The sequence below is a fragment of the Rhizobium sp. RHZ02 genome, from assembly GCF_014851575.1.
Lineage (GTDB): Bacteria > Pseudomonadota > Alphaproteobacteria > Rhizobiales > Rhizobiaceae > Rhizobium > Rhizobium altiplani.
The window spans coordinates 211136-230662 of record NZ_JACUZX010000006.1 but is presented as its reverse complement, the minus strand read 5'-3'; the positions used below and the strand labels follow the sequence as shown (position 1 = coordinate 230662).

The following is a 19527-nucleotide window of genomic DNA, read 5'->3' as shown; positions in this document are numbered from 1 at the left end:
CCCGAAAGGAAATTCTGCGATGTTCATCCTCGCCCTGACCTATGTGAAGCCGAACGAGGAAGCCGACAGGCATATGGAGCCGCATATGGCCTGGGTCAAGGAAGGCTATGCAAAAGGCTGGCTCCTCGCCTCCGGCCGCAAGGTGCCGCGAACTGGCGGCGTGGTGCTCGCGGTCGGTCAGCATGCCGAAATCGAGGCCTACGTCGCAAAAGATCCCTTCACGGTGCATGGCATCGCCGAATACGAGATCACCGAGGTCGCCATCACCACGACTATCGAGGGATTGGATATTTTAAAGGGCTGATTCACAACCGGCGCACCGCCAATTCACTGTGCTCTACTTGGAGCACGGGCCGCCCCAAACTTAGGTGTACCTCGACCGCCAAAACGCTTCACCATAGAGTCCGCATGGTCCGTTGCCCGATATGTCTCTCACGAAAGACAGGAGCGCATTATGTCACAGGCTGAAGCAAAACGCGGTACGATGGGTCAGCAGAAGTCAGGTATGACCCAGAACAACACCTCACAGCCCGGAAGATTGCGGCCCGAAGAGTTGGTCCCGTCGCGCTACGCGGTCCGGGTCGGTGAGATTGACGTGCTGGTGGTCAGCGATGGGGTACTGCCGCTTCCAACCGCGATGTTGGGACATAACGCCGACCCGACCGCCCGGGCGGCTTGGCTTAAGGACATGTTCCTGCCGCCGGACGCTTTCGACTGGGCGCTGAACGTGGTCGTGGTGCGCAGCGGCGGGCAGACCATACTCATCGACGCTGGGCTGGGATTGGACCCGGACTTGAACTTGCCGCGGGCCGGGCAGTTGACCAAGCGACTGGAGGCGGCTGGCATCGATCTTGGATCCGTCACCGACATCGTGCTCACCCACATGCACATGGACCATGTTGGCGGGCTGCTCGTCGACGGAGTGAAGGAACGGCTGCGGCCGGACCTGCGGATTCACGTGGCGGCCGCCGAGGTCAAATTCTGGGAGTCGCCCGATTTCTCCCGCGTCTCGATGCCGCCGGGGTTCCCGGACGCGCTTCGGGCGGCCGCCAAACGTTTCACGGAAGAATACCGCAGCCATCTGCGGCTGTTCGATGAAGAGCAAGCGGTAGCGCCGGGCGTGGTCGCCACACGTACCGGCGGTCACACCCCTGGGCACAGCGTGGTCCGCGTGGCGTCCGGCAACGATCGGCTGATGTTTGCCGGCGACGCCGTGTTCGCGGTCGGGTTCGAACACCCCGACTGGTATAACGGTTTCGAACACGATCCAGAAGAAGCGGCCCGCGTCCGGGTCCGACTTTTGCGGGAGCTGGCGGAGACCGGCGGACTGCTGGTGGCTACTCATCTGCCGTTCCCGTCCGTTGGCCACGTTGCAGTCGAGGGCGACGATTTTCGTTGGGTGCCGGTCTTCTGGGACTACTGAGGGCTTGTCGGGTCAGGGCATGAGCCAAATCTGGCCCCATCCGGACAGTCTGTGGCGGACGGTCTTCCATCGGGGGACATTGGCGGCATAGAGTGCGATCATGACGCCTCTGACCTATACACCCTATGGCGGCTCCGCCCGGCCTTTCACCATCGGTTTGATGCCGCTCGATCCTAGCCGCTGGATCGAGCCGGATGACGATTGGGCCCGCTATGTCGGCGAGAAACGACGCCTGATCGAGACACATCGCGACGAGATCTTCGTTGCCGAGGCGGATACCGCGGAAGCACAGCAGGAGGTCTTCGATCTCCTGCTGGCTTATCTTGCGGAATATCATCCGAAGCTTGCCGACAGCGTTGCCCATGCAACCGAGCGGGATGCACCGCCCCTGCTGCGTGCCGGCCTGCTGGTGCAGGACGATCTCGTCATCATGCGACGTAGGGAAGACGGCTGGCATCTTGTCGCCGGCTTTGTCGCCTTCCCGTCCTCATGGTCGCTGCAGGAGAAGTTCGGTCGCCCGATGCAGGCAATTCACGCCGACGTGCCCGGTTTCGGCGAAGGTACGCGTAACGCGACACTCATCACCCGCATCTTCGATAACCTGCAGGTTTCGCAACCTGTGGAACGGCTGAACTGGTCCGTGAACGTCACGGATGAACTATTTTTGCCACTCTCCAAACACCGCCGCCCGCCGTCGGCCGACCCGTTCACGCTCGCCGAGCGCTTTGCTCGCGTCGAGCGCCAGACGCTGCACAAACTGCCGAAGTCGGGCGATATTCTGTTTACCATCCGCGTCTATGTCGATTCGATAGCCGCGATCGCCGACCACCCGAATGCCGCCAAACTTGCCGGAAGCTTCGCCGCGCAGCTGGATAGTCTCGATGAGCAGCAGGCGGCCTATAAAGGTCTGATACTGCAGAAGGCCGAACTCGTCGCGAAGCTTCGAGCGCTCGCGGACACCCTCTCTCCCGCCTGAGTTTTATGCTCTTGCTCTTTATTGTGACGCCGTTTTGTGGTTAGAGCCGATAATCTCGCATTCTCTGCGCAATTTCCAGATGAATTCCTAAAGGCCCATCGCCTTCGTCGCCTTCCACAGGAGAAAAGAAAGAATGACGGAACAAACCCACCCGGTATATGCCGAAATTACTGGCCCGATCGTGATGATCGGCTTTGGCTCCATCGGCCGCGGTACCCTGCCGCTGATCGAGCGCCACTTCAAATTCGACAAGAGCCGGATGGTAGTCATCGACCCGCGCGACGACGCAGATCACACCGAAATCATGGCAAAGCATGGCGTGAAGCACATCAAGGCTCATGTCACGAAGGAAAACTACAAGGAACTGCTGAAACCGCTTCTGACCGAAGGCAGTGGCCAGGGTTTTTGCGTCAATCTCTCCGTCGACACCGGTTCGGTCGACCTGATGAAGCTCTGCCGCAAGCTCGGCGCTCTCTACATCGATACCGTCATCGAGCCCTGGCTCGGTTTCTACTTCGACAAGAGCATGAAGAATGCCGACCGCACCAACTACGCACTGCGTGAAACTCTTCGCAAGGAAAAGGCGAAGAACCCGGGCGGTCCGACTGCTGTCTCCACCTGCGGCGCAAACCCGGGTATGGTTTCGTGGTTCGTCAAGAAGGCGCTCGTCAACCTCGCCAACGATATCGGTGTGAAGTTCGAAGAGCCGGATCAGCACGACCGCGAAGGCTGGGCGAAGCTGATGAAGAAGGTCGGCGTCAAGGGCATCCACATCGCCGAGCGCGACACGCAGCGTACCAAGCATCCGAAGCCGCTTAACGTCTTCTGGAACACCTGGTCGGTTGAAGGCTTCATCTCCGAAGGCTTGCAGCCGGCCGAACTCGGCTGGGGCACCCACGAAAACTGGATGCCGAAGAACGGCAAGAAGCACAAGAAGGGTTGCAAGGCTGGTATCTACCTCGAGCAGCCGGGCGCCAACACTCGCGTCCGCACGTGGTGCCCGACCCCCGGTCCGCAGTACGGCTTCCTCGTAACGCACAACGAGGCGATCTCGATCGCCGACTTCTTCACCGTTCGCGACAAGGACGGCGAAGTCACCTTCCGTCCGACCTGCCACTACGCCTACCATCCGGCGAACGACGCGGTTCTCTCGATGCATGAGATGTTCGGCAACGGCGGCAACCCGCAGCCGGTTCACCACGTTCTCGACGAGGACGAGTTGGAGGACGGCATCGACGAACTCGGCGTCCTGCTCTACGGCCATGAGAAGAACGCTTACTGGTACGGTTCCCGCCTGTCGCTGGAGGAAACGCGCCGCATCGCGCCTTACCAGAACGCGACGGGCATGCAGGTCACCTCCGCCGTTCTCGCCGGCATGGTCTGGGCCCTTGAAAATCCGACGGCCGGTATCGTCGAAGCCGACGAAATCGACTACAAGCGCTGCCTCGAGGTGCAGAGCCGGTACCTCGGCCCGGTCGAAGGCCACTACACCGAGTGGACGCCGCTGGAAGGTCGCCCGGGGCTCTTCCCGGAAGAGATCGACACCAAGGATCCGTGGCAGTTCAAGAACATCCTCGTTCGCTGATGCCAGCCCGAACCGCATTTGAAGATGCCCGCCTTGCGGCGGGCATTTTTGTAACGCCTGCTGTATAAATGCCGTCATGAGACCTTGAAGTCTTGCCTTAACTACCGGCTCGCGCCATGTGTTTCACAACCACACGGATAGTTCTCGTTCCGAAGCCCCGGGAGAAACTCATGAGAATCAGACCCCTCCTTGTCCTCATCGGCGCGTCCGCGGCGTTGAGCGCCTGCACCACGTCGTCGCCGCGCCCGGTACCGGTCGCTGCAACCCCGGCTCAGACAGGCGTTGAGGGTTCATGGTCGGATCCGAACGGCATCATCTCCACATTCCAGGCCGGAACCTTCACCACGCGCACGACCGACAGCAACCAGCTTCTCGCGTCGGGCACTTATGTGAACACCTCCCCGTCGCTGGTCGAGATCAACATGACCTCGCTGGTGCGCAAGACGCAATCCAAGGTCAACTGCGCGCTGGTGACCCAGAGCCAGCTCAATTGCACCTCCGACGCCGGTTCCCAATTCACGCTTACGCGCCGCATGTAGAGCTGTAAGGTTCGATTTGCGTTGGACTAAATGGTTCTGGTCTGCCAAAAGGCCCCGAGGACGCGACCGCCGTTATTTATAGAACGGGGTCGGGCGACCGATTGACGTCACGTTGCTGCCGCGAGATCACGCTGGCCGTCCTCAAATTCTCAACAAGCCGGTTTCAGAGGATGACTGCGTTCGCAGCCTGAGCGGATTTTCCTCGTTCGAAAAAAGAAAGCAGCTCTAGGGTTTGTTGAAAGCAGCCTCTCGCGAGGTTTTTCGTTTACCGCCCTTGGAATGCGCCGCTTCTGTCACAGCTTTTTCTCTTGCCGCCGCTAAATGCTTGGTGGAAACATTGATCACCTAGGGACGGCGGAGCGCAGGGGATATGGCTTCGCCGAAAAATCAGGAGAGCAGGATGACGAATTTTCAGTTCGGTCTGTTGACCGCGTCGATGTTGGCGCTGTCAAGCAGCGCCGCTTTTGCCGATTACGAACTCAATATCCTTCACATCAACGATTTCCATTCGCGCATCGAGTCGATCAACAAGTTCGATTCCACCTGCTCGGCCGAGGAAGAAGGCAAGAAGGAATGCTTCGGCGGCGCCGCCCGCCTGAAGACCGCGATCGACCAGCGTCGCGCCGCCCTGAACGGCAAGAACACGCTGCTGCTGAATGCCGGCGACAATTTCCAGGGATCGCTCTTCTACACGACCTACAAGGGCGCGGTCGAAGCCGAAATGCTGAATGACATGAAGTTCGACGTCATGACCGTCGGCAACCACGAGTTCGACGACAGCGAGGATGGCCTGGCGACCTTCCTCGACAAGGTGCAATTCCCAGTCATTTCGGCCAATGTCCTGGCCGGTGACGGCTCCAAGCTCGGCGATCGCATCAAGCCTTCGCTGGTGCTCGAGGTCGGCGGCCAGAAGATTGGCATCGTCGGCGCCGTGACCAACGATACCGAAGAACTGTCCTCGCCCGGCCCGAAGGTGATGATCGCCGACGACGTGCAGACCATCACCGCGGCCGTCGAAGACTTGAAGAAGCAAGGCATCAACAAGATCATCGCGCTGACCCATGTCGGCTATCCGCGCGACCTCGCAGCCATCGCCAAGATCCCCGATGTCGACGTCGTCGTCGGCGGCCATTCGCACAGCCTGCTGTCCAACACCGACCCGAAGGCGGAAGGCCCCTACCCGACGATGGTCGACAATCCCGGCGGCTACAAGGTGCCGGTGGTTCAGGCGGCATCGTACAGCAAGTATCTCGGCGACCTCGTCGTCACCTTCGATGACAACGGCGTCGTCAAGGACGCCAAGGGCGACCCGATCCTGATCGATTTCTCCTTCACTCCGGATCCGAGCCTCACCGCGCGTATCGCCGAACTCGCCAAGCCGATCGAAGAACTGCGCAAGAAGGTCATCGGTTCCAGCGAAGCCCCGATCCAAGGCGACCGCACTGTCTGCCGAGTCGAGGAATGCTCAATGGGCAACCTCGTCGCCGACGCCATGCTCGACCGCGGCAAGAGCCAGGGCATGAGCGTCGCCATCCAGAATGGCGGCGGTCTGCGCGCCTCGATCGATGCCGGCGACGTCACTCAGGGCGAAGTCATCACCGTGCTGCCGTTCCAGAACACGCTGGCGACCTTCCAGCTGACGGGTGCCGATATCCGCAAGGCTCTCGAAAATGGCCTGAGCCAGATTGAACAGGGCGCCGGCCGTTTCCCTCAGGTATCGGGCTTGAAATACACCTTCGATAAGACCAAACCTGCCGGCAGCCGCCTCGTTTCCGTCGAAGCGAAGGAAGGCGACGCCTATGTGGTGCTCGACGATGCTAAGACCTACGGCGTCGTCACCAACAACTTCATGCGTGCAGGTGGCGATGGCTACTCGATCTTCGAGACGGCGGGCAAGAATGCCTACGACTTCGGACCGGACCTCGCCGACGTGACTGCCGAATATCTTGCAGCGCACTCGCCCTACAAGCCTTATACGGACGGTCGCGTGACCGAAGTCGCAGCCTCCGGTACCCAGGCAGCTGCCACGACGGCACCCGCACAGGCCGCGCCCGCCTCCCCGGCAGCACCGGCCGCTTCTACGGCACCCACCGCGGCAGCTCCGGCAGCGCTCGCCCCGAATACGCCGACCAACCACGTCATCGCCGCCGGCGATACGCTTTGGGATCTCTCCAAGCAGTTCTATGGCGAGGGCGCGCTCTGGAAGAAGATTTCCGACGCCAACGGCACGCCGGCGCCACGCCACCTGACGATCGGTAAGGAACTGCAGATTCCGTCGAAGTAAGACGATTTGTCTCGATTCTGAAAGCCGGTCCGGGGTTCCGCGGACCGGCTTTTGTTTCTATAGGGTGAACCACCGAAGTCCGGCTGCGTGTGAGCCGGTCAGACAAGACACCAAGGGTTTAAATGACGACCATTGAAACTGCGCACCGCCCGGTGGACCACCCGCCCGTCAAATCAGGCAAGGTCGGCGTCCTGCTCGTTAATCTGGGCACGCCCGATGGCACCGATTACACGTCCATGCGCCGTTACCTGAAGGAATTCCTGACCGACAAGCGCGTCATCGAGTGGTCACCCTGGAAGTGGTACCCGATCCTCTTCGGCATCGTCCTCAACACGCGCCCGCAAAAGGTGGGCAAGGCCTATGAGACGATCTGGAACAAGGACAGGAACGAGAGCTACCTGCGCACCTACACGCGCAACCAGTCCGATCTCATGGCCGAACGCTTGAAGGACCTGCCAAACGTGAAGGTGGAATGGGCAATGCGCTATGGCACGCCCTCGATTCCATCGCGCATCGAGGCGCTGAAGGACGAGGGTTGCGATCGCATCGTTCTTTTCCCGCTTTATCCGCAATACGCCGCCGCAACGACGGCAACCGTCAACGACAAGGCCTTCCAGCAGCTACTGAAGATGCGCTGGCAGCCGGCGCTGCGGACCGTCCCTGACTATCACGACGACGAGACCTACATCGAAGCGCTTGCCAATTCGGTGAAGAACCATTTGGCGACGCTCGACTGGCAGCCGGACATGGTACTCGCCTCCTTCCACGGCATTCCTATGTCCTATTTCAAGCTTGGCGATCCCTATTATTGCCAGTGCCAGAAGACCGGCCGCCTGCTGCGCGAACGGCTGGGACTGCCGGAAGACAAGTTCATGGTGACCTTCCAATCCCGTTTCGGGCCGGAAGAGTGGCTGCAGCCCTATACCGACAAGACGGTGGAGAAGCTGGCCCAAGACGGCGTCAAGAAGATCGCCGTTCTGAACCCCGGTTTCGTGTCCGACTGTCTGGAGACACTGGAAGAAATCGCCGAGCAGGCCGCTCATTCCTTCCATGAGAATGGCGGCGAGAAGTTCGCTCACATCCCCTGCCTCAACGACAGCGAGGATGGCATGCGAGTGCTCGAAAAGGTCGTTCGCCGCGAACTGCTCGGCTGGGCCTGATCAGACGCCGCGCTTGTTGCCCCAGAGCAGAACATGCAACTGGGGCAGCACACGGGCCTCGAACCACCGGTCCTCGGTCACCTTGTCGACCAGCCACAGCATCCTGTCCATGATACCGTCGATATCGACGCGCGCATCGTCGTCGTCAGGCGGCGGAGGCGTGTGGTTCCCCGGCTGCAGATAGACGGGCAGATCGGGATAGCGCGCCGCCGCCTCGCGGGCATAGGCATAGTCGCGGTCGTCGAAGACGACGATCTTCAGCGCGATATCGGGCCCGCAGGCCGCCATCTTGAGACAGACCTCGAACGCATCCCAATCCGTCGCCATGCCGCTCGAGGGCGGCTTCGGGCTCAGCACCAGCACATCAAGATCGGCAAACCACTCCTTGGCGACGCTCCCCTGCGTTTCCAGCGCGAATCTGTAGCCTTGCTCATGCCCATGCGCGATCAGACCGCCAAGCGGCTGGATCGCCGGGTTGCCACCCGAAAGCGAGACCATCAGAGGCTTGCCGCCGGAGAGCCGCGTCACCTCCGCCCATATGCCATCGACGGTCATCGGCAGCCATTGATCGCGATACTCGCTATCCACAGCATGCAGGCTGTCGCACCAAGAACAGCGATAATCGCAGCCGCCGGTGCGAACGAAGACGGTCGGCAGGCCGATCAGGACGCCTTCCCCCTGGATCGTCGGCCCGAAGATCTCGCTGACGCGGATCTGGGCCTCGCGAGCCCCGCTCACGGTCGGTATTCCGCCCAGGTCTTCGGTGTCTCGCTGACGCGCACGGCGGAAGTCTCCGGCAGTCGCTCCTTGCACCAGTCGTAGAAGTGCTTGGCGAGATATTCCGAGGTCACGCGATCATGGCCGAACACCTCATTCAGATGCCGATGGTCGAAGCGCTCGTCGATGTAGCGCTTCAGCGGCGAAAGCTCTTGATAGTCTCGAACGAAGCCGTTCTCGTCGAGTTCGGCGGCGGCCAGTTCCACCACGACGATATAGTTGTGACCGTGCAGGCGAGCACACTGGTGATCGGCGGGCAGATGCGTCAGCTGATGCGACGCGGAAAAGTGAAACTCCTTGGTGATGCGAAACATCACTTCACCTCCCTGGCCGAATAGCCTGCTGTGGCCGCCACCCAGAAATCCGGATCCTCGTATTCCGTGGGGTCGGCGACGCCGGCCAGATGAAAGGCCTCGCGCCGCTCGACGCAGGTGCCGCACCGTCCGCAATGGCGCGTACCGCCCTTGTAGCAGGACCATGTCTCGGCAAATGGCGTCCCGTATTTCGCACCATCGGTAACGATATCGGCTTTCGAGACGTTGACGTAGGGAGCGAGCAGCGAAACACTGGCATAGCCATCCAGCGCCTGGTTCTGCATCTCCTGGAAAGCATCGATGAAGCCCGGGCGGCAATCGGGATAGATGAAGTGGTCGCCGCCATGCACGGCAACGGCGACCGCGTCGGCTTTCTGGGCCGCTGCGAGACCGAACGCGATTGCAAGCATGATTGCGTTGCGGTTCGGCACCACGGTCGCCTTCATCGTCTCCTCGGCATAGTGGCCGTCGGGCACGTCGACATCGTCGGTCAGGGCCGAACCCGTCAGGTGCCGGCCGATGGTGCGGATGTCGATGATCTGGTGCGGTACGCCGAGCCGCTTGGCGCAGGCTGTGGCAAAGTCCAGTTCCTTGCGGTGGCGCTGTCCGTAATCGAAGGAAAGCAGGCTGATAAGCTGATGCTCCGCCGCCACGCGATGGGCGAGCGAAATGGAGTCCAATCCGCCGGAGCAGATGACGATCGTCTTCATGATGAGGATCCCTTGTTTTGACCGGGTGGGCTGCGACCGGTATTTCCTGCGCGCCTTCTAATGCAAAGCGCTCCCGTTGTGAATAGTCGACTGACATCCCATATCGAATCCATAAACCGGATAGCTTCGCCAGCCGAAGATGCTGGCGTTTCAGGCCGGCTCGTCTAAGGTTGCATCAGTCGATTCTATCGCGGGGGAGTTTCATGGTTCTGAGTGGCTTCGATATCGTCGTCATAGCACTGGTGATCTTCGTCATCCTCGTGCTGTTTGCAGGCATCAAGATCGTGCCGCAGGGCTACCGCTACACCCTCGAGCGTTTCGGCCGCTATACGCGCACGCTGGAGCCCGGCCTCAACCTCATCACCCCCTTCATCGAGCGTATCGGCGCCCGCATGAACGTCATGGAACAGGTCCTGAACGTGCCGACCCAGGAGGTTATAACCAAGGATAACGCCTCCATCTCGACCGACGCCGTCGCTTTCTACCAGGTCCTCAACGCCGCCGAGGCAGCCTATCAGGTCGCGAACCTCGAGAATGCCGTCTTGAACCTGACGATGACCAACATCCGTACCGTCATGGGGTCGATGGATCTCGACGAATTGCTCTCGAACCGTGATGCCATCAACGACCGGCTGCTGCACGTCGTCGACGATGCCGTCCGGCCTTGGGGCATCAAGGTGACGCGCATCGAGATCAAGGACATCCAGCCACCACGCGACCTGGTGGACGCCATGGCGCGGCAGATGAAGGCCGAACGCGAGAAGCGCGCGCAGGTGCTGGAGGCCGAAGGCTCCCGTAACGCTCAGATCCTGCGTGCCGAGGGCTCCAAGCAATCGGCAATCCTGCAGGCCGAGGGTCAGCGCGAAGCCGCCTTCCGCAACGCCGAGGCTCGAGAACGCCTCGCCGAAGCAGAAGCCAAGGCAACCAAGATGGTGTCGGAGGCGATTGCATCGGGCAACATTCAGGCCGTCAACTATTTCGTAGCCCAGAAATATACCGAAGCTCTCACCGCGATCGGTACCGCCGGTAGTTCGAAGGTCGTGCTGATGCCGGTCGAGGCTTCGTCCATCATCGGCTCGCTTGGCGGCATTGGAGCGATCGCCAGGGAGGTCTTCGGCGACAACCCGACGCCGCCGCCACCACCACGCCAGCAGTCAACCCCGCGAACCACCCCGGCCGTCAACCCCTTCAACCCGCCAACGGAGCGCTGAGCCATGATCGCCAGCCTCGTCGCGGAACTCGGACCCTGGAGCTGGTGGATCGCCGGCTTGGTGCTGCTGGCCGCAGAATTGATCGCGCCGGGCGTCTTCCTTGTCTGGATCGGGCTTGCCGCCCTTATCGTCGGCATGCTGTCGCTACTGTTCTGGGACAGCAGCTTCTGGCTTTGGCAGGTTCAGGCCATCCTCTTTGCGCTTCTTGCAGTCGTGGCAACGGTGGTCGGCCGCAAGCTGACCCTGCAGCACGGTGAAACCGATCAGCCTTTCCTCAATCAGCGGGCCGAAAGCCTCATCGGGCGCACCGCGACGCTGGCGGAGCCCATCCGCGAAGGGCGCGGTCGTATTCGCCTCGACGATACGTTCTGGCTCGTAAACGGCCCGGACCTGCCTGTAGGCACCAAGGTAAAGGTGGTGGCGAGCAGCGGGCGCGATCTGACGGTAGAACAGGTCTGATCAGGCCACGCCGATCCGAAGCAGATCATGGAAGTGCACGAGCCCGATCGGGCGGTTGTCGTCGTCGACCACGATCAGTGCTCCGATGCTGTGCTGGTTGAGCATGGCAAGCGCGGCCGTTGCCAGCACTGTCGGCTTCACCGTCTTTGGTGTCCGCGTCATGATATCGTCGACAACGAGCTCGGAGAGGTTGCGCGTCAGGTTGCGTGCCAGGTCGCCTTCCGTGATGATGCCGCAGAGGCGCTCATCGTCGTCCAGAATACCGACGCAGCCGAAATGCTTCCGAGACAACGTCGAGATCGCCAGCGGCACCGGCGTTCCCTTGGCCACCAACGGGACGCGATCGCCCGTATGCATGATATCGGCGACATGGCTGAGACTCGCCCCGAGTTTGCCGCCCGGATGGAACACGTGAAAGTCGCGCGCCGTAAAGCCTCGTGCCTCAAGCAGCGCGATGGCAAGCGCATCGCCCATGGCGAGCTGCATCAGCGTCGAAGTGGTCGGAGCCAGCCCATGCGGACAGGCCTCTTCCTCGTTCGGCATCAACAGGACAATGTCGGATGCCGTGGCAAGCGACGATCTTTCGGAACATGTGACGGCAATCAGCGGAATCGAGAACCGGCGCGTATAGCCGATGATGCTGCGAAGCTCGGCACTTTCGCCGCCCTTGGAAAGGGCAAGGACGATATCCGTCGTGCCGATCATCCCGAGATCGCCATGGTTTGCCTCGGCCGCATGGACAAAGAAGGCCGGCGTTCCTGTCGACGCCAGCGTCGCCGCGATCTTCACACCGATGTGGCCGCTCTTGCCGACGCCTGTAACGATGACGCGACCGGTGACGCCGTTGATCGTCTCGACGGCCCGCATGAAAGGCCCGGCCAAGCCGTCGTCAAAAGCTCGCTCCAGGGCCTCAAGCGCCCGCCTCTCGGTGCCGATTGTCCGTTTCGCAGACTCCAGGACACCGTTTTCGATGACATTTACCGCTCTCTTGATCATGGCACTGCGTTAGCGGTTTTCATCCGCCGTGTCCATCGGCTGCCCTCACGGGCATCGCAGCGCAACGAATGGTTAACCACAAGCCTTTACGTTCGGGTAACGCTTCGACGCATGCCAGGATACACATGAGCCATTGGAAGGACACGAGCAGTCTCACGCCGCTCCGCGCGACGGGCTTTGCCGTGTCCATGGCTCTGATGGCAGGCACTTTCCTCGCGCCCCACGCCGTACTTGCGCAGTCGACGCCCGTTTCCAACAGCTCGATCCGCTCGTCCACCGCACCTGCTGCTGCGGCGGTGGAGGATGAAAGCGATATCCCTGAAACACCGGCCGGCACTATGTCAACGGCCGACAATGCGGCGCCAGCAGCCACTGCTGCGCCGATTGCGGCTGCCGATCAAAAACCGAGCGACGAGACGACCGGTGCGATCCTCGATGAGGACATGATACGCCTCAACACGCGCGAAGCGCCGCTCGACGAGCGGCTGCCGGCCCGCAAGCCGGAGCCGAATCCGGCGGCCGAGGAAACGCCGGGCATCAGCATCGGCACCTTCGTCCTGCGTCCGACCGTTACCCAGAGCATCAACACCGAGACGCAGAAGGACGCCGGCATCAAACAGACGCGTGGCTTCCTCGAAACGGATCTGCACGCCACGATGACCTCCGACTGGGCGCTGCACCAACTCACGGTGACCACCGACGGCGCCTGGCAGAAGAACGTCAGCGGCGAAGGCGAGGAACAGCCGGATTTCAGGATCGACGGCGACCTGCGGCTCGATCTTCCCGAGGATACGACCGCACATATCATCGGCGGCTACCATTTCTACCGCGAAGACACTGATGATCCGAATGCCATCCAGAACGCGGACCAGCAATCGGATGTTCAGGAATTCAGCACCGGCGCCTCGATCGAACGCGACTTCGGCATCCTGCGCGGCAACACCGCTATCGATGTCAGCCGTACGATCTATTCCGACGCGACATTGTCCGATGGAACGACCGTTTCGCTGGCCGATCGCAACGAGACGAGCGGCACGATCCGCGGCCGCATCGGCTACGAGCTTTCCCCGGCTCTCATCCCCTTCATCGAAGGCAATGTCGGCAAGACGGTCTATGACGAGAGTATCGATTCCGCCGGCTTCCGCAGGTCGGGAGATAGCTATGGCGCCAAGGTCGGCGTCGAACTCGATTTGGGTGAAAAGCTCCGCGGCGAGGTCGGGGTTGGCTATCAGACTGCCACCTTCGACGACGACCGCCTCTCGGACATCGACGCGGCCGTGGTGGATGCTCAGCTATTCTGGTCGCCGCTCAGAGGTACGGACGTCAACATCGGCCTGCTGACAAGCATCAACCCGTCGACCACAGCTGGCGAATCCGGCTACGTTTCGCATGCTTTGACGACGGGCGTCACGCATCAACTGCGTGATAATCTGACAGGCACTGTCCTCGGCGGCATCATCTATCGCGACTATCCGTCGGATAGCCCGACCAGCGACGAGACGGTCTACACCACGAGCGCCGGGCTGACCTGGAACATCAACCGCTACCTCGATATGACCAGCACCATTGGCTACGAGCTGACGTCCCGCAAGACAAGCAGCGATTCCGAGCAATGGCGGGCCGGCGTCGGTGTGAAACTGAAGCACTGAAACGAAATCCGCCTCCAAGTGGGAGCCTTGGAGGCGGACTAATTCGTTTGACAGGCAGGCTGGTTTCAGAGGCCCTTCAGCAGCGCCTTGAAGCCTTCCTCGACGGTCGGGCGGATGTCCGCACGTTCCAGGGCGAAGGCCACGTTGGCCAGGATGAAGCCGTCCTTGGCGCCGCAGTCATAGGTCGTGCCGCGGAAGTGATAGCCCGCGAACGTCTGGTCCTTCAGCAGCTTCAGCATGCCGTCGGTCAGCTGGATTTCGTTGCCAGCGCCTCGTTCCTGGGTTTCCAGGATCTTGAAGACTTCAGGCTGCAGGATATAGCGGCCGTTGATGAAATAGTTCGACGGTGCCGTGCCCTTGGCAGGCTTCTCGACCATGCCGGTGATGCGGAAGCCATCACCGATCGCTTCGCCGACGCCGACGATGCCGTACTTGTGAGCTTGATCCGGGGCGCATTCCTCGACGGCGATGATGTTGCCGCCGCTCTGGGCATAAAGGTCGATCATGCCCTTCATGCAGCCCTTGCCTTCGCTCTTCATGATCATGTCGGGCAAGAGCAGCGCAAACGGCTCGTTGCCGACGATCTCGCGAGCACACCAGACGGCATGGCCGAGGCCAAGCGGCTCCTGCTGACGAGTGAAGCTGACCGTACCAGCCTTGGGAAGCTGGCCAGCAAGCAGCGTCATTTCCGCCTGCTTGCTGCGCTCGCGCAGCGTCTGCTCAAGCTCGAAATGGATATCGAAGTAGTCTTCGATGATGTGTTTGTTACGACCTGTGACGAAAACGAAATGCTCGATGCCCGCTTCCAAAGCTTCGTCGACCACATACTGAATGATCGGTTTGTCGACGACAGTCAGCATTTCCTTCGGCACGGCTTTGGTGGCCGGGAGAAAGCGAGTCCCGAGACCCGCGACCGGAAATACAGCTTTGCGAACTTTTTTATGCTCTGCCACACAATCCTCCTGCGATAACTACACCGCTTGAAATAAAGGCATTTTTGATTGAACTAGATGCGATTTGCTACAGTTTTGCAAATGGTGACTGCGTTCCTACGTCATGGTAAAGAATTTGTTGACTTCGTTCAGGTAGTCTCAGGCCTGAGCGGAAATTTGCGCTCCGCTGTGCCTGAAACGAAAGGACGGATGACCGCCGATGACTCAAAATCACAGAAATTCCCTTCGTGGTCTTGCTATTGCACTCATCGTGACCGCGTCCGCCGGCCTGGCCCCCATCAACGCGAAAGCAGATCAGCGGTTCCAGAAGTGGATCGCGGACTTCTATCAAACTGCCGCTCAAAATGGCATCAGCAAGGCAACCTATCGCAAAGCCTTCTCAGGCGTCAGCGATCCGGATCCGACAGTGCTGGAAAAGGCTGCCTATCAGCCTGAATTTACAACGAAAATCTGGGACTACGTTGATTCCCGTGTAAATCCGTACACGGTGCAGATCGGCCGTCAGATGGCCGCCAAACATGCCTCGACGCTGAATGCGGTTCAACGCCAGTTTGGTGTGGACAAGACGATTCTCCTGGCCATCTGGTCGATGGAATCCAATTATGGCGCAGTTCTCGACAAGGACGACCGCCTGCACTACGTGCCGCGCGCCTTGGCGACCCTCGCCTATGCCGACGAACGCCGCGCGAAGTTCGCCAAGAAGCAACTCATTGCGGCGCTGAAGATCCTGCAGAATGGCGATATCTCGCCCGATGGCATGACCGGCTCCTGGGCCGGCGCCATGGGCCACACCCAATTCATTCCGACAAGCTACCTGCTCTATGCGGTCGACGCCGACGACAACGGACATCGCGACATCTGGAACTCCGTGCCTGATGCTCTCGCCACGTCCGCCAACCTGCTGCGGAAAAACGGGTGGGATGCCGGCAAAACCTGGGGCTATGAAGTGGTCGTGCCGCCGAATGCCAGAAAACAGGTCGGTAAAACGCATACACTGGCGCAGTGGGCCTCCCTCGGCCTTAGCCGGCCGAACGGCAAGAGCTTCCGCGATGGCGGCAGCAAGGCCGTGCTCAAGATGCCGGCCGGCCCCGATGGCCCGGGCTTCCTGATGACCAGCAATTTCTTCACCATCAAGAACTACAACGCGTCGGACAGTTACGCGATTGCGGTCGGACTGCTGGCGGACGAGATCGCCGGCTACGGCGGCATGAAGCAGCCCTGGCCACGACCGAACGGTACGCTTGATATGAAGCAAAAGTTCGAACTGCAGACGCGCCTGAAGACACTCGGTTATTACGACGGCGAGGTCGACGGGAACTTCGGCAGCGGATCCAAGGCCGCGATTGCCGCGGTCCAGGCTCGCATCGGAATGCAGCAGGACGGTGAGCCATCGCTGCCGCTCCTGAACGCGCTTCGCAAGTAGACGGAATAATCGGCAACATACACTTTTGGAGTGTGGACGCGAGTTCCCGCTCCATGCGAGAATGCCGGCAGATGCGAGGCTGCTGATTATGCGTAAACGAGTACACCGGGCAACGCTCCGCTGGGGTGCGATTGGCACCGCAACGTTGGTGCTCGTCTTCAGCGCGCTGCCGGTGCACGTGGCCGATGCGCAGGAGCGGTATTACTATCGCCGCTCGATTCTCGATTTTTTCTTTGGCCGTCGCTACATCCAGGAATATCCGCCACAGGCACCGTCTCAGAACGCGCCGCAGCGACAGCCTGCGCCGAGAAGGAAAGCGCCGTCGCCGAAGGCGGCTGCGGCTCCCCGTCCCGCCGCTCCCGTCGTCGTTGAGGAAAAGGCGGTCGAGAAGCTTGCCAACGCCCAGAAGATCCTCGTCGTCGGCGATTTTCTCGCCGGCGGTCTTGGCGTCGGCATGGACGCTGCTTTCAAGGATTCTCCCGGCGTCGTGGTCGAGACACATAGCAACGTCGCCTCGGGTCTGGTCCGAGACGACTACTATGACTGGCCGCAACAGCTGACAAAATTCATGGACGAGGCGAAGCCCGCCATGGTCATCGTCATGCTCGGCGCGAATGACCGCCAGCAGATGGTGACGGATATCGGCAAGGAGAAATTCAGGACCGACGGTTGGTATTCCGAATATCAGCGCCGCGTCGTGGCCTTCGGCCAGCAGGTCACCAGCCGCAAGATTCCGCTGCTCTGGGTCGGACTACCCGCCTTCGATTCGCCTGCGATGACCGCCGATGCCGTGCAGCTTAACCAGTTGTTCCGCAAGCAGATGGAGAGCGTCGGCGGCGAGTTCGTCGACATCTGGGACGGTTTCGTCAGCGAAGGCGGCGACTTCATCGTCACCGGCTCGGATATCAACGGCCAGCAGGTCCGCCTACGCACCTCGGATGGCATCAACCTCACGGAAGCAGGCCGGCGCAAGCTTGCCTTCTATGTCGAAAAGCCCGTGCGCCGCATTCTCGGGGTACAGGCAAGCCCGGACCTCGTCCGCCTTGACGCGGGCAATGCGCCGGTGATCGACGCTGTGGCAATGCCCGGCCGCACCGAGCCGATCAGCCTCTCCGATCCCAACCTGGATGGCGGCGCGGAACTTCTTGGCGGCAGGGCACTCCCGGTCAGTGCCACCAAGTCGCCACGTGATCTTCTGGTTCAGGATGGCGAGATGGCGGCTCCCCCTGTTGGCCGCGTCGATGACTATCGCATGGCTCCTGTGAAGCCCACCGCTCAGGTCACCATCAAATAGCCCGGCTGCATGAAGCCGCGCTCCAAAAACGCGCTCTTGATCTCAGTCGAACGCGAGGCTCACCAAACGAAAAAGGGCCGCTCAGAGCGGCCCAAAATCCAATCATCAACTGTGTCGCTTACCGCGGCAGAACCGTCGAGCCCATCAGGGCTTCGTCGATGGCGCGGGCGGCCTGGCGGCCTTCGCGGATCGCCCAGACCACCAGCGACTGACCGCGGCGCACGTCGCCCGCCGTCCAGAGCTTGTCGACCGAGGTCTTGTAGTCGCGGTCGTCGGCAACGACGTTGGTCGAGCCGCGACGGTCGGTGTTGAGCGTGAGCTTGCCGTCGAGTTCCTTGAGCACGCTGTCCTTGAACGGGCCGCTGAAACCGATCGCGATGAAAGCGAGGTCGGCCTTGATGATGAACTCGGTGCCGGCGATCGGCTTGCGACGCTCGTCGACTTCGCAGCACTTCACGCCGGTCAGAACGCCATCTTCACCGACGAACTCGAGTGTTGCCACCTGGAACTCGCGAATTGCGCCTTCCGCTTGCGAGGACGACGTGCGCATCTTCGTTGCCCAGAACGGCCAGACAGCGAGCTTGTCTTCCTTCTCCGGCGGCTGCGGGCGGATGTCGAGCTGCGTGACCTTCACCGCGCCCTGGCGGAACGCCGTACCGACGCAGTCCGATGCGGTATCGCCACCGCCGACGACGACGACATGCTTGGCGCCGGCGAGGATCGGGTCAGAGGCCCAGCCGACGCTGTCGATGTTTTCACGGCCGACGCGCTTGTTCTGCTGCACGAGGTAGGGCATCGCGTCATGGACGCCCGAAAGCTCGATGCCCGGGATACCCGCTTCGCGTGGCGTTTCAGAACCGCCGCAATAGAGAACCGCATCGTGGTCTGCGAGCAGCTGCTCGACCTTCACGTCGACACCGACATTGACGCCACAGTGGAAGGTGACGCCTTCGCCCTTCATCTGCTCGACGCGGCGATCGATGAAGTTCTTTTCCATCTTGAAGTCAGGGATACCGTAGCGCAGCAGGCCGCCGGGCTTGCTTTCGCGTTCGTACACGTGAACCTCATGCCCTGCGCGGCCGAGCTGCTGTGCAGCCGCCATGCCGGCCGGGCCGGAACCGACGATCGCAACCTTCTTGCCGGTGTGAACCGTTGCCGGCTGCGGACGGATGAAGCCGAGCTCGTAGGCCTTGTCAGCGATCGCCTGTTCGACGGTCTTGATCGCAACCGGCGTGTCCTCGAGGTTCAGCGTGCAGGCTTCCTCGCAGGGCGCCGGGCAGACGCGGCCGGTGAACTCCGGGAAGTTGTTCGTCGAATGCAGGTTCTGGATCGCCGCTTCCCAGTTGTTGTTGTAGACGAGGTCGTTCCAATCCGGGATCTGGTTATGAACAGGGCAGCCGGTTGGCCCATGGCAATAGGGAATGCCACAGTCCATGCAGCGCGCTGCCTGTTTCTGCACTTCCTGGTCCGACATCGGGATCGTGAATTCGCGGAAATGCCGGATGCGATCCGAGGCAGGCTGATACTTTGCCACCTGCCGGTCGATTTCCAGAAACCCTGTGACCTTACCCATATTTTCGTCCCTTACACTCATGACCGCCTCGCCTGCGGCCAGTTGTCCATCGTCAGCCTCGACAGTGGAGGCAAGTTGCTTCTTTCGACCGTCATCCAGCATATCCCTTGAGTGCTATCCACGCGTCTGCGCTGCCTGAGGCTGCTGCCGATCCGTGGGTCATTGAGATATTTCGGTCATCCGCCGCGCCAGCCTTCGCCG

The 19527-nt window shown here is 61.0% G+C and carries 18 protein-coding genes; 12 read left to right on the top strand and 6 right to left on the bottom strand.

Annotation, left to right across the window (positions count from 1 at the left end; translation table 11 throughout):
• Window positions 1-19 precede the first annotated feature (19 nt).
• From IB244_RS13035 to hemH, 7 genes are all read left to right on the top strand, one after another.
• The gene (locus IB244_RS13035) at window positions 20-304 is read left to right on the top strand and encodes a YciI family protein (RefSeq protein ID WP_192304426.1); all 285 of its coding nucleotides are present in this window, start codon (window positions 20-22) and stop codon (window positions 302-304) included.
• 180 nt (window positions 305-484) lie between these two features.
• Window positions 485-1423 carry an MBL fold metallo-hydrolase gene (locus tag IB244_RS13030; protein ID WP_409564061.1) on the top strand — a complete coding sequence of 313 codons (939 nt, stop codon included), beginning with the start codon at window positions 485-487 and terminating at the stop codon, window positions 1421-1423.
• A 100-nt stretch (window positions 1424-1523) separates the two neighbouring features.
• Window positions 1524-2399, top strand: coding sequence for a heme-dependent oxidative N-demethylase family protein (locus tag IB244_RS13025; RefSeq protein WP_192241591.1), 876 nt, complete (start codon window positions 1524-1526; stop codon window positions 2397-2399).
• A gap of 133 nt (window positions 2400-2532) precedes the next feature.
• A complete protein-coding gene (locus IB244_RS13020) occupies window positions 2533-3984 on the top strand; it encodes a homospermidine synthase (protein ID WP_062373039.1) in 1452 nt (483 codons plus the stop codon).
• Between the two features lie 170 nt (window positions 3985-4154).
• Window positions 4155-4523, top strand: a complete 369-nt coding sequence (gene omp10 / locus IB244_RS13015; protein WP_018859923.1) for an outer membrane lipoprotein Omp10 — start codon at window positions 4155-4157, stop codon at window positions 4521-4523.
• A 400-nt stretch (window positions 4524-4923) separates the two neighbouring features.
• Complete coding sequence (locus IB244_RS13010; protein ID WP_169682318.1) at window positions 4924-6807, top strand: bifunctional metallophosphatase/5'-nucleotidase; 1884 nt, start codon at window positions 4924-4926, stop codon at window positions 6805-6807.
• A 122-nt stretch (window positions 6808-6929) separates the two neighbouring features.
• A complete protein-coding gene (hemH, locus tag IB244_RS13005; protein ID WP_169682321.1) occupies window positions 6930-7967 on the top strand; it encodes a ferrochelatase in 1038 nt (345 codons plus the stop codon).
• Here the strand turns inward: hemH and queE are convergent, their stop codons facing one another.
• The 3 genes from queE to queC are packed head-to-tail and all read right to left on the bottom strand — an operon-like array spanning window position 7968 to window position 9768.
• Window positions 7968-8705, bottom strand: coding sequence for a 7-carboxy-7-deazaguanine synthase QueE (gene queE / locus IB244_RS13000; protein WP_113470646.1), 738 nt, complete (start codon window positions 8703-8705; stop codon window positions 7968-7970). It abuts the gene before it with no gap.
• Window positions 8702-9058 carry a 6-carboxytetrahydropterin synthase QueD gene (gene queD, locus IB244_RS12995; protein WP_018859919.1) on the bottom strand — a complete coding sequence of 119 codons (357 nt, stop codon included), beginning with the start codon at window positions 9056-9058 and terminating at the stop codon, window positions 8702-8704. The genes queE and queD overlap by 4 nt, the downstream gene beginning before the upstream one ends.
• Entirely contained in the window at window positions 9058-9768 is a 711-nt protein-coding gene (gene queC, locus IB244_RS12990) for a 7-cyano-7-deazaguanine synthase QueC (protein WP_018859918.1), read from the bottom strand. The genes queD and queC overlap by 1 nt, the downstream gene beginning before the upstream one ends.
• 203 nt (window positions 9769-9971) lie before the next feature.
• On the opposite strand from queC, the gene IB244_RS12985 reads away from it, so the two are divergent.
• Together IB244_RS12985 and IB244_RS12980 are read left to right on the top strand one after the other, a co-directional pair.
• On the top strand, window positions 9972-10979 hold the full coding sequence (locus IB244_RS12985; protein ID WP_018859917.1) for an SPFH domain-containing protein: 1008 nt from the start codon (window positions 9972-9974) through the stop codon (window positions 10977-10979).
• Between the two features lie 3 nt (window positions 10980-10982).
• On the top strand, window positions 10983-11438 hold the full coding sequence (locus tag IB244_RS12980; RefSeq protein ID WP_018859916.1) for an NfeD family protein: 456 nt from the start codon (window positions 10983-10985) through the stop codon (window positions 11436-11438).
• Here the strand turns inward: IB244_RS12980 and IB244_RS12975 are convergent, their stop codons facing one another.
• The gene (locus IB244_RS12975; RefSeq protein ID WP_169682323.1) at window positions 11439-12434 is read right to left on the bottom strand and encodes an SIS domain-containing protein; all 996 of its coding nucleotides are present in this window, start codon (window positions 12432-12434) and stop codon (window positions 11439-11441) included.
• Window positions 12435-12559: 125 nt separating this feature from the next.
• Between IB244_RS12975 and IB244_RS12970 the strand changes: the two genes are divergently transcribed.
• Window positions 12560-14083, top strand: a complete 1524-nt coding sequence (locus IB244_RS12970; protein WP_169682325.1) for an outer membrane beta-barrel protein — start codon at window positions 12560-12562, stop codon at window positions 14081-14083.
• Between the two features lie 65 nt (window positions 14084-14148).
• Here IB244_RS12970 and galU read toward each other — a convergent pair whose 3' ends face one another.
• A complete protein-coding gene (gene galU / locus IB244_RS12965; RefSeq protein WP_007797839.1) occupies window positions 14149-15036 on the bottom strand; it encodes a UTP--glucose-1-phosphate uridylyltransferase GalU in 888 nt (295 codons plus the stop codon).
• Between the two features lie 199 nt (window positions 15037-15235).
• Between galU and IB244_RS12960 the strand changes: the two genes are divergently transcribed.
• Entirely contained in the window at window positions 15236-16459 is a 1224-nt protein-coding gene (locus IB244_RS12960) for a lytic murein transglycosylase (RefSeq protein WP_192304424.1), read from the top strand.
• Window positions 16460-16520: 61 nt separating this feature from the next.
• Entirely contained in the window at window positions 16521-17753 is a 1233-nt protein-coding gene (locus IB244_RS12955) for a DUF459 domain-containing protein (RefSeq protein ID WP_169682327.1), read from the top strand.
• 118 nt (window positions 17754-17871) lie between these two features.
• On the opposite strand, the gene IB244_RS12950 is transcribed toward IB244_RS12955, so the two are convergent.
• Complete coding sequence (locus IB244_RS12950) at window positions 17872-19326, bottom strand: glutamate synthase subunit beta (protein WP_026372160.1); 1455 nt, start codon at window positions 19324-19326, stop codon at window positions 17872-17874.
• Window positions 19327-19527: the final 201 nt, after the last annotated feature.

Bases quoted from the DNA above. Each gene is read 5' to 3' on its own strand.
- IB244_RS12950 (WP_026372160.1), bottom strand. From the start codon at position 19,326: ATGGGTAAGGTCACAGGGTTTCTGGAAATCGACCGGCAGGTGGCAAAG.
- IB244_RS12985 (WP_018859917.1), top strand. From the start codon at position 9,972: ATGGTTCTGAGTGGCTTCGATATCGTCGTCATAGCACTGGTGATCTTC.
- IB244_RS12955 (WP_169682327.1), top strand. From the start codon at position 16,521: ATGCCGGCAGATGCGAGGCTGCTGATTATGCGTAAACGAGTACACCGG.
- IB244_RS13030 (WP_409564061.1), top strand. From the start codon at position 485: ATGGGTCAGCAGAAGTCAGGTATGACCCAGAACAACACCTCACAGCCC.
- hemH (WP_169682321.1), top strand. From the start codon at position 6,930: ATGACGACCATTGAAACTGCGCACCGCCCGGTGGACCACCCGCCCGTC.
- IB244_RS13025 (WP_192241591.1), top strand. From the start codon at position 1,524: ATGACGCCTCTGACCTATACACCCTATGGCGGCTCCGCCCGGCCTTTC.
- IB244_RS12980 (WP_018859916.1), top strand. From the start codon at position 10,983: ATGATCGCCAGCCTCGTCGCGGAACTCGGACCCTGGAGCTGGTGGATC.
- omp10 (WP_018859923.1), top strand. From the start codon at position 4,155: ATGAGAATCAGACCCCTCCTTGTCCTCATCGGCGCGTCCGCGGCGTTG.
- IB244_RS13010 (WP_169682318.1), top strand. From the start codon at position 4,924: ATGACGAATTTTCAGTTCGGTCTGTTGACCGCGTCGATGTTGGCGCTG.
- queC (WP_018859918.1), bottom strand. From the start codon at position 9,768: ATGAAGACGATCGTCATCTGCTCCGGCGGATTGGACTCCATTTCGCTC.
- IB244_RS13035 (WP_192304426.1), top strand. From the start codon at position 20: ATGTTCATCCTCGCCCTGACCTATGTGAAGCCGAACGAGGAAGCCGAC.
- queD (WP_018859919.1), bottom strand. From the start codon at position 9,058: ATGTTTCGCATCACCAAGGAGTTTCACTTTTCCGCGTCGCATCAGCTG.
- IB244_RS13020 (WP_062373039.1), top strand. From the start codon at position 2,533: ATGACGGAACAAACCCACCCGGTATATGCCGAAATTACTGGCCCGATC.
- IB244_RS12970 (WP_169682325.1), top strand. From the start codon at position 12,560: ATGAGCCATTGGAAGGACACGAGCAGTCTCACGCCGCTCCGCGCGACG.
- IB244_RS12960 (WP_192304424.1), top strand. From the start codon at position 15,236: ATGACTCAAAATCACAGAAATTCCCTTCGTGGTCTTGCTATTGCACTC.
- IB244_RS12975 (WP_169682323.1), bottom strand. From the start codon at position 12,434: ATGATCAAGAGAGCGGTAAATGTCATCGAAAACGGTGTCCTGGAGTCT.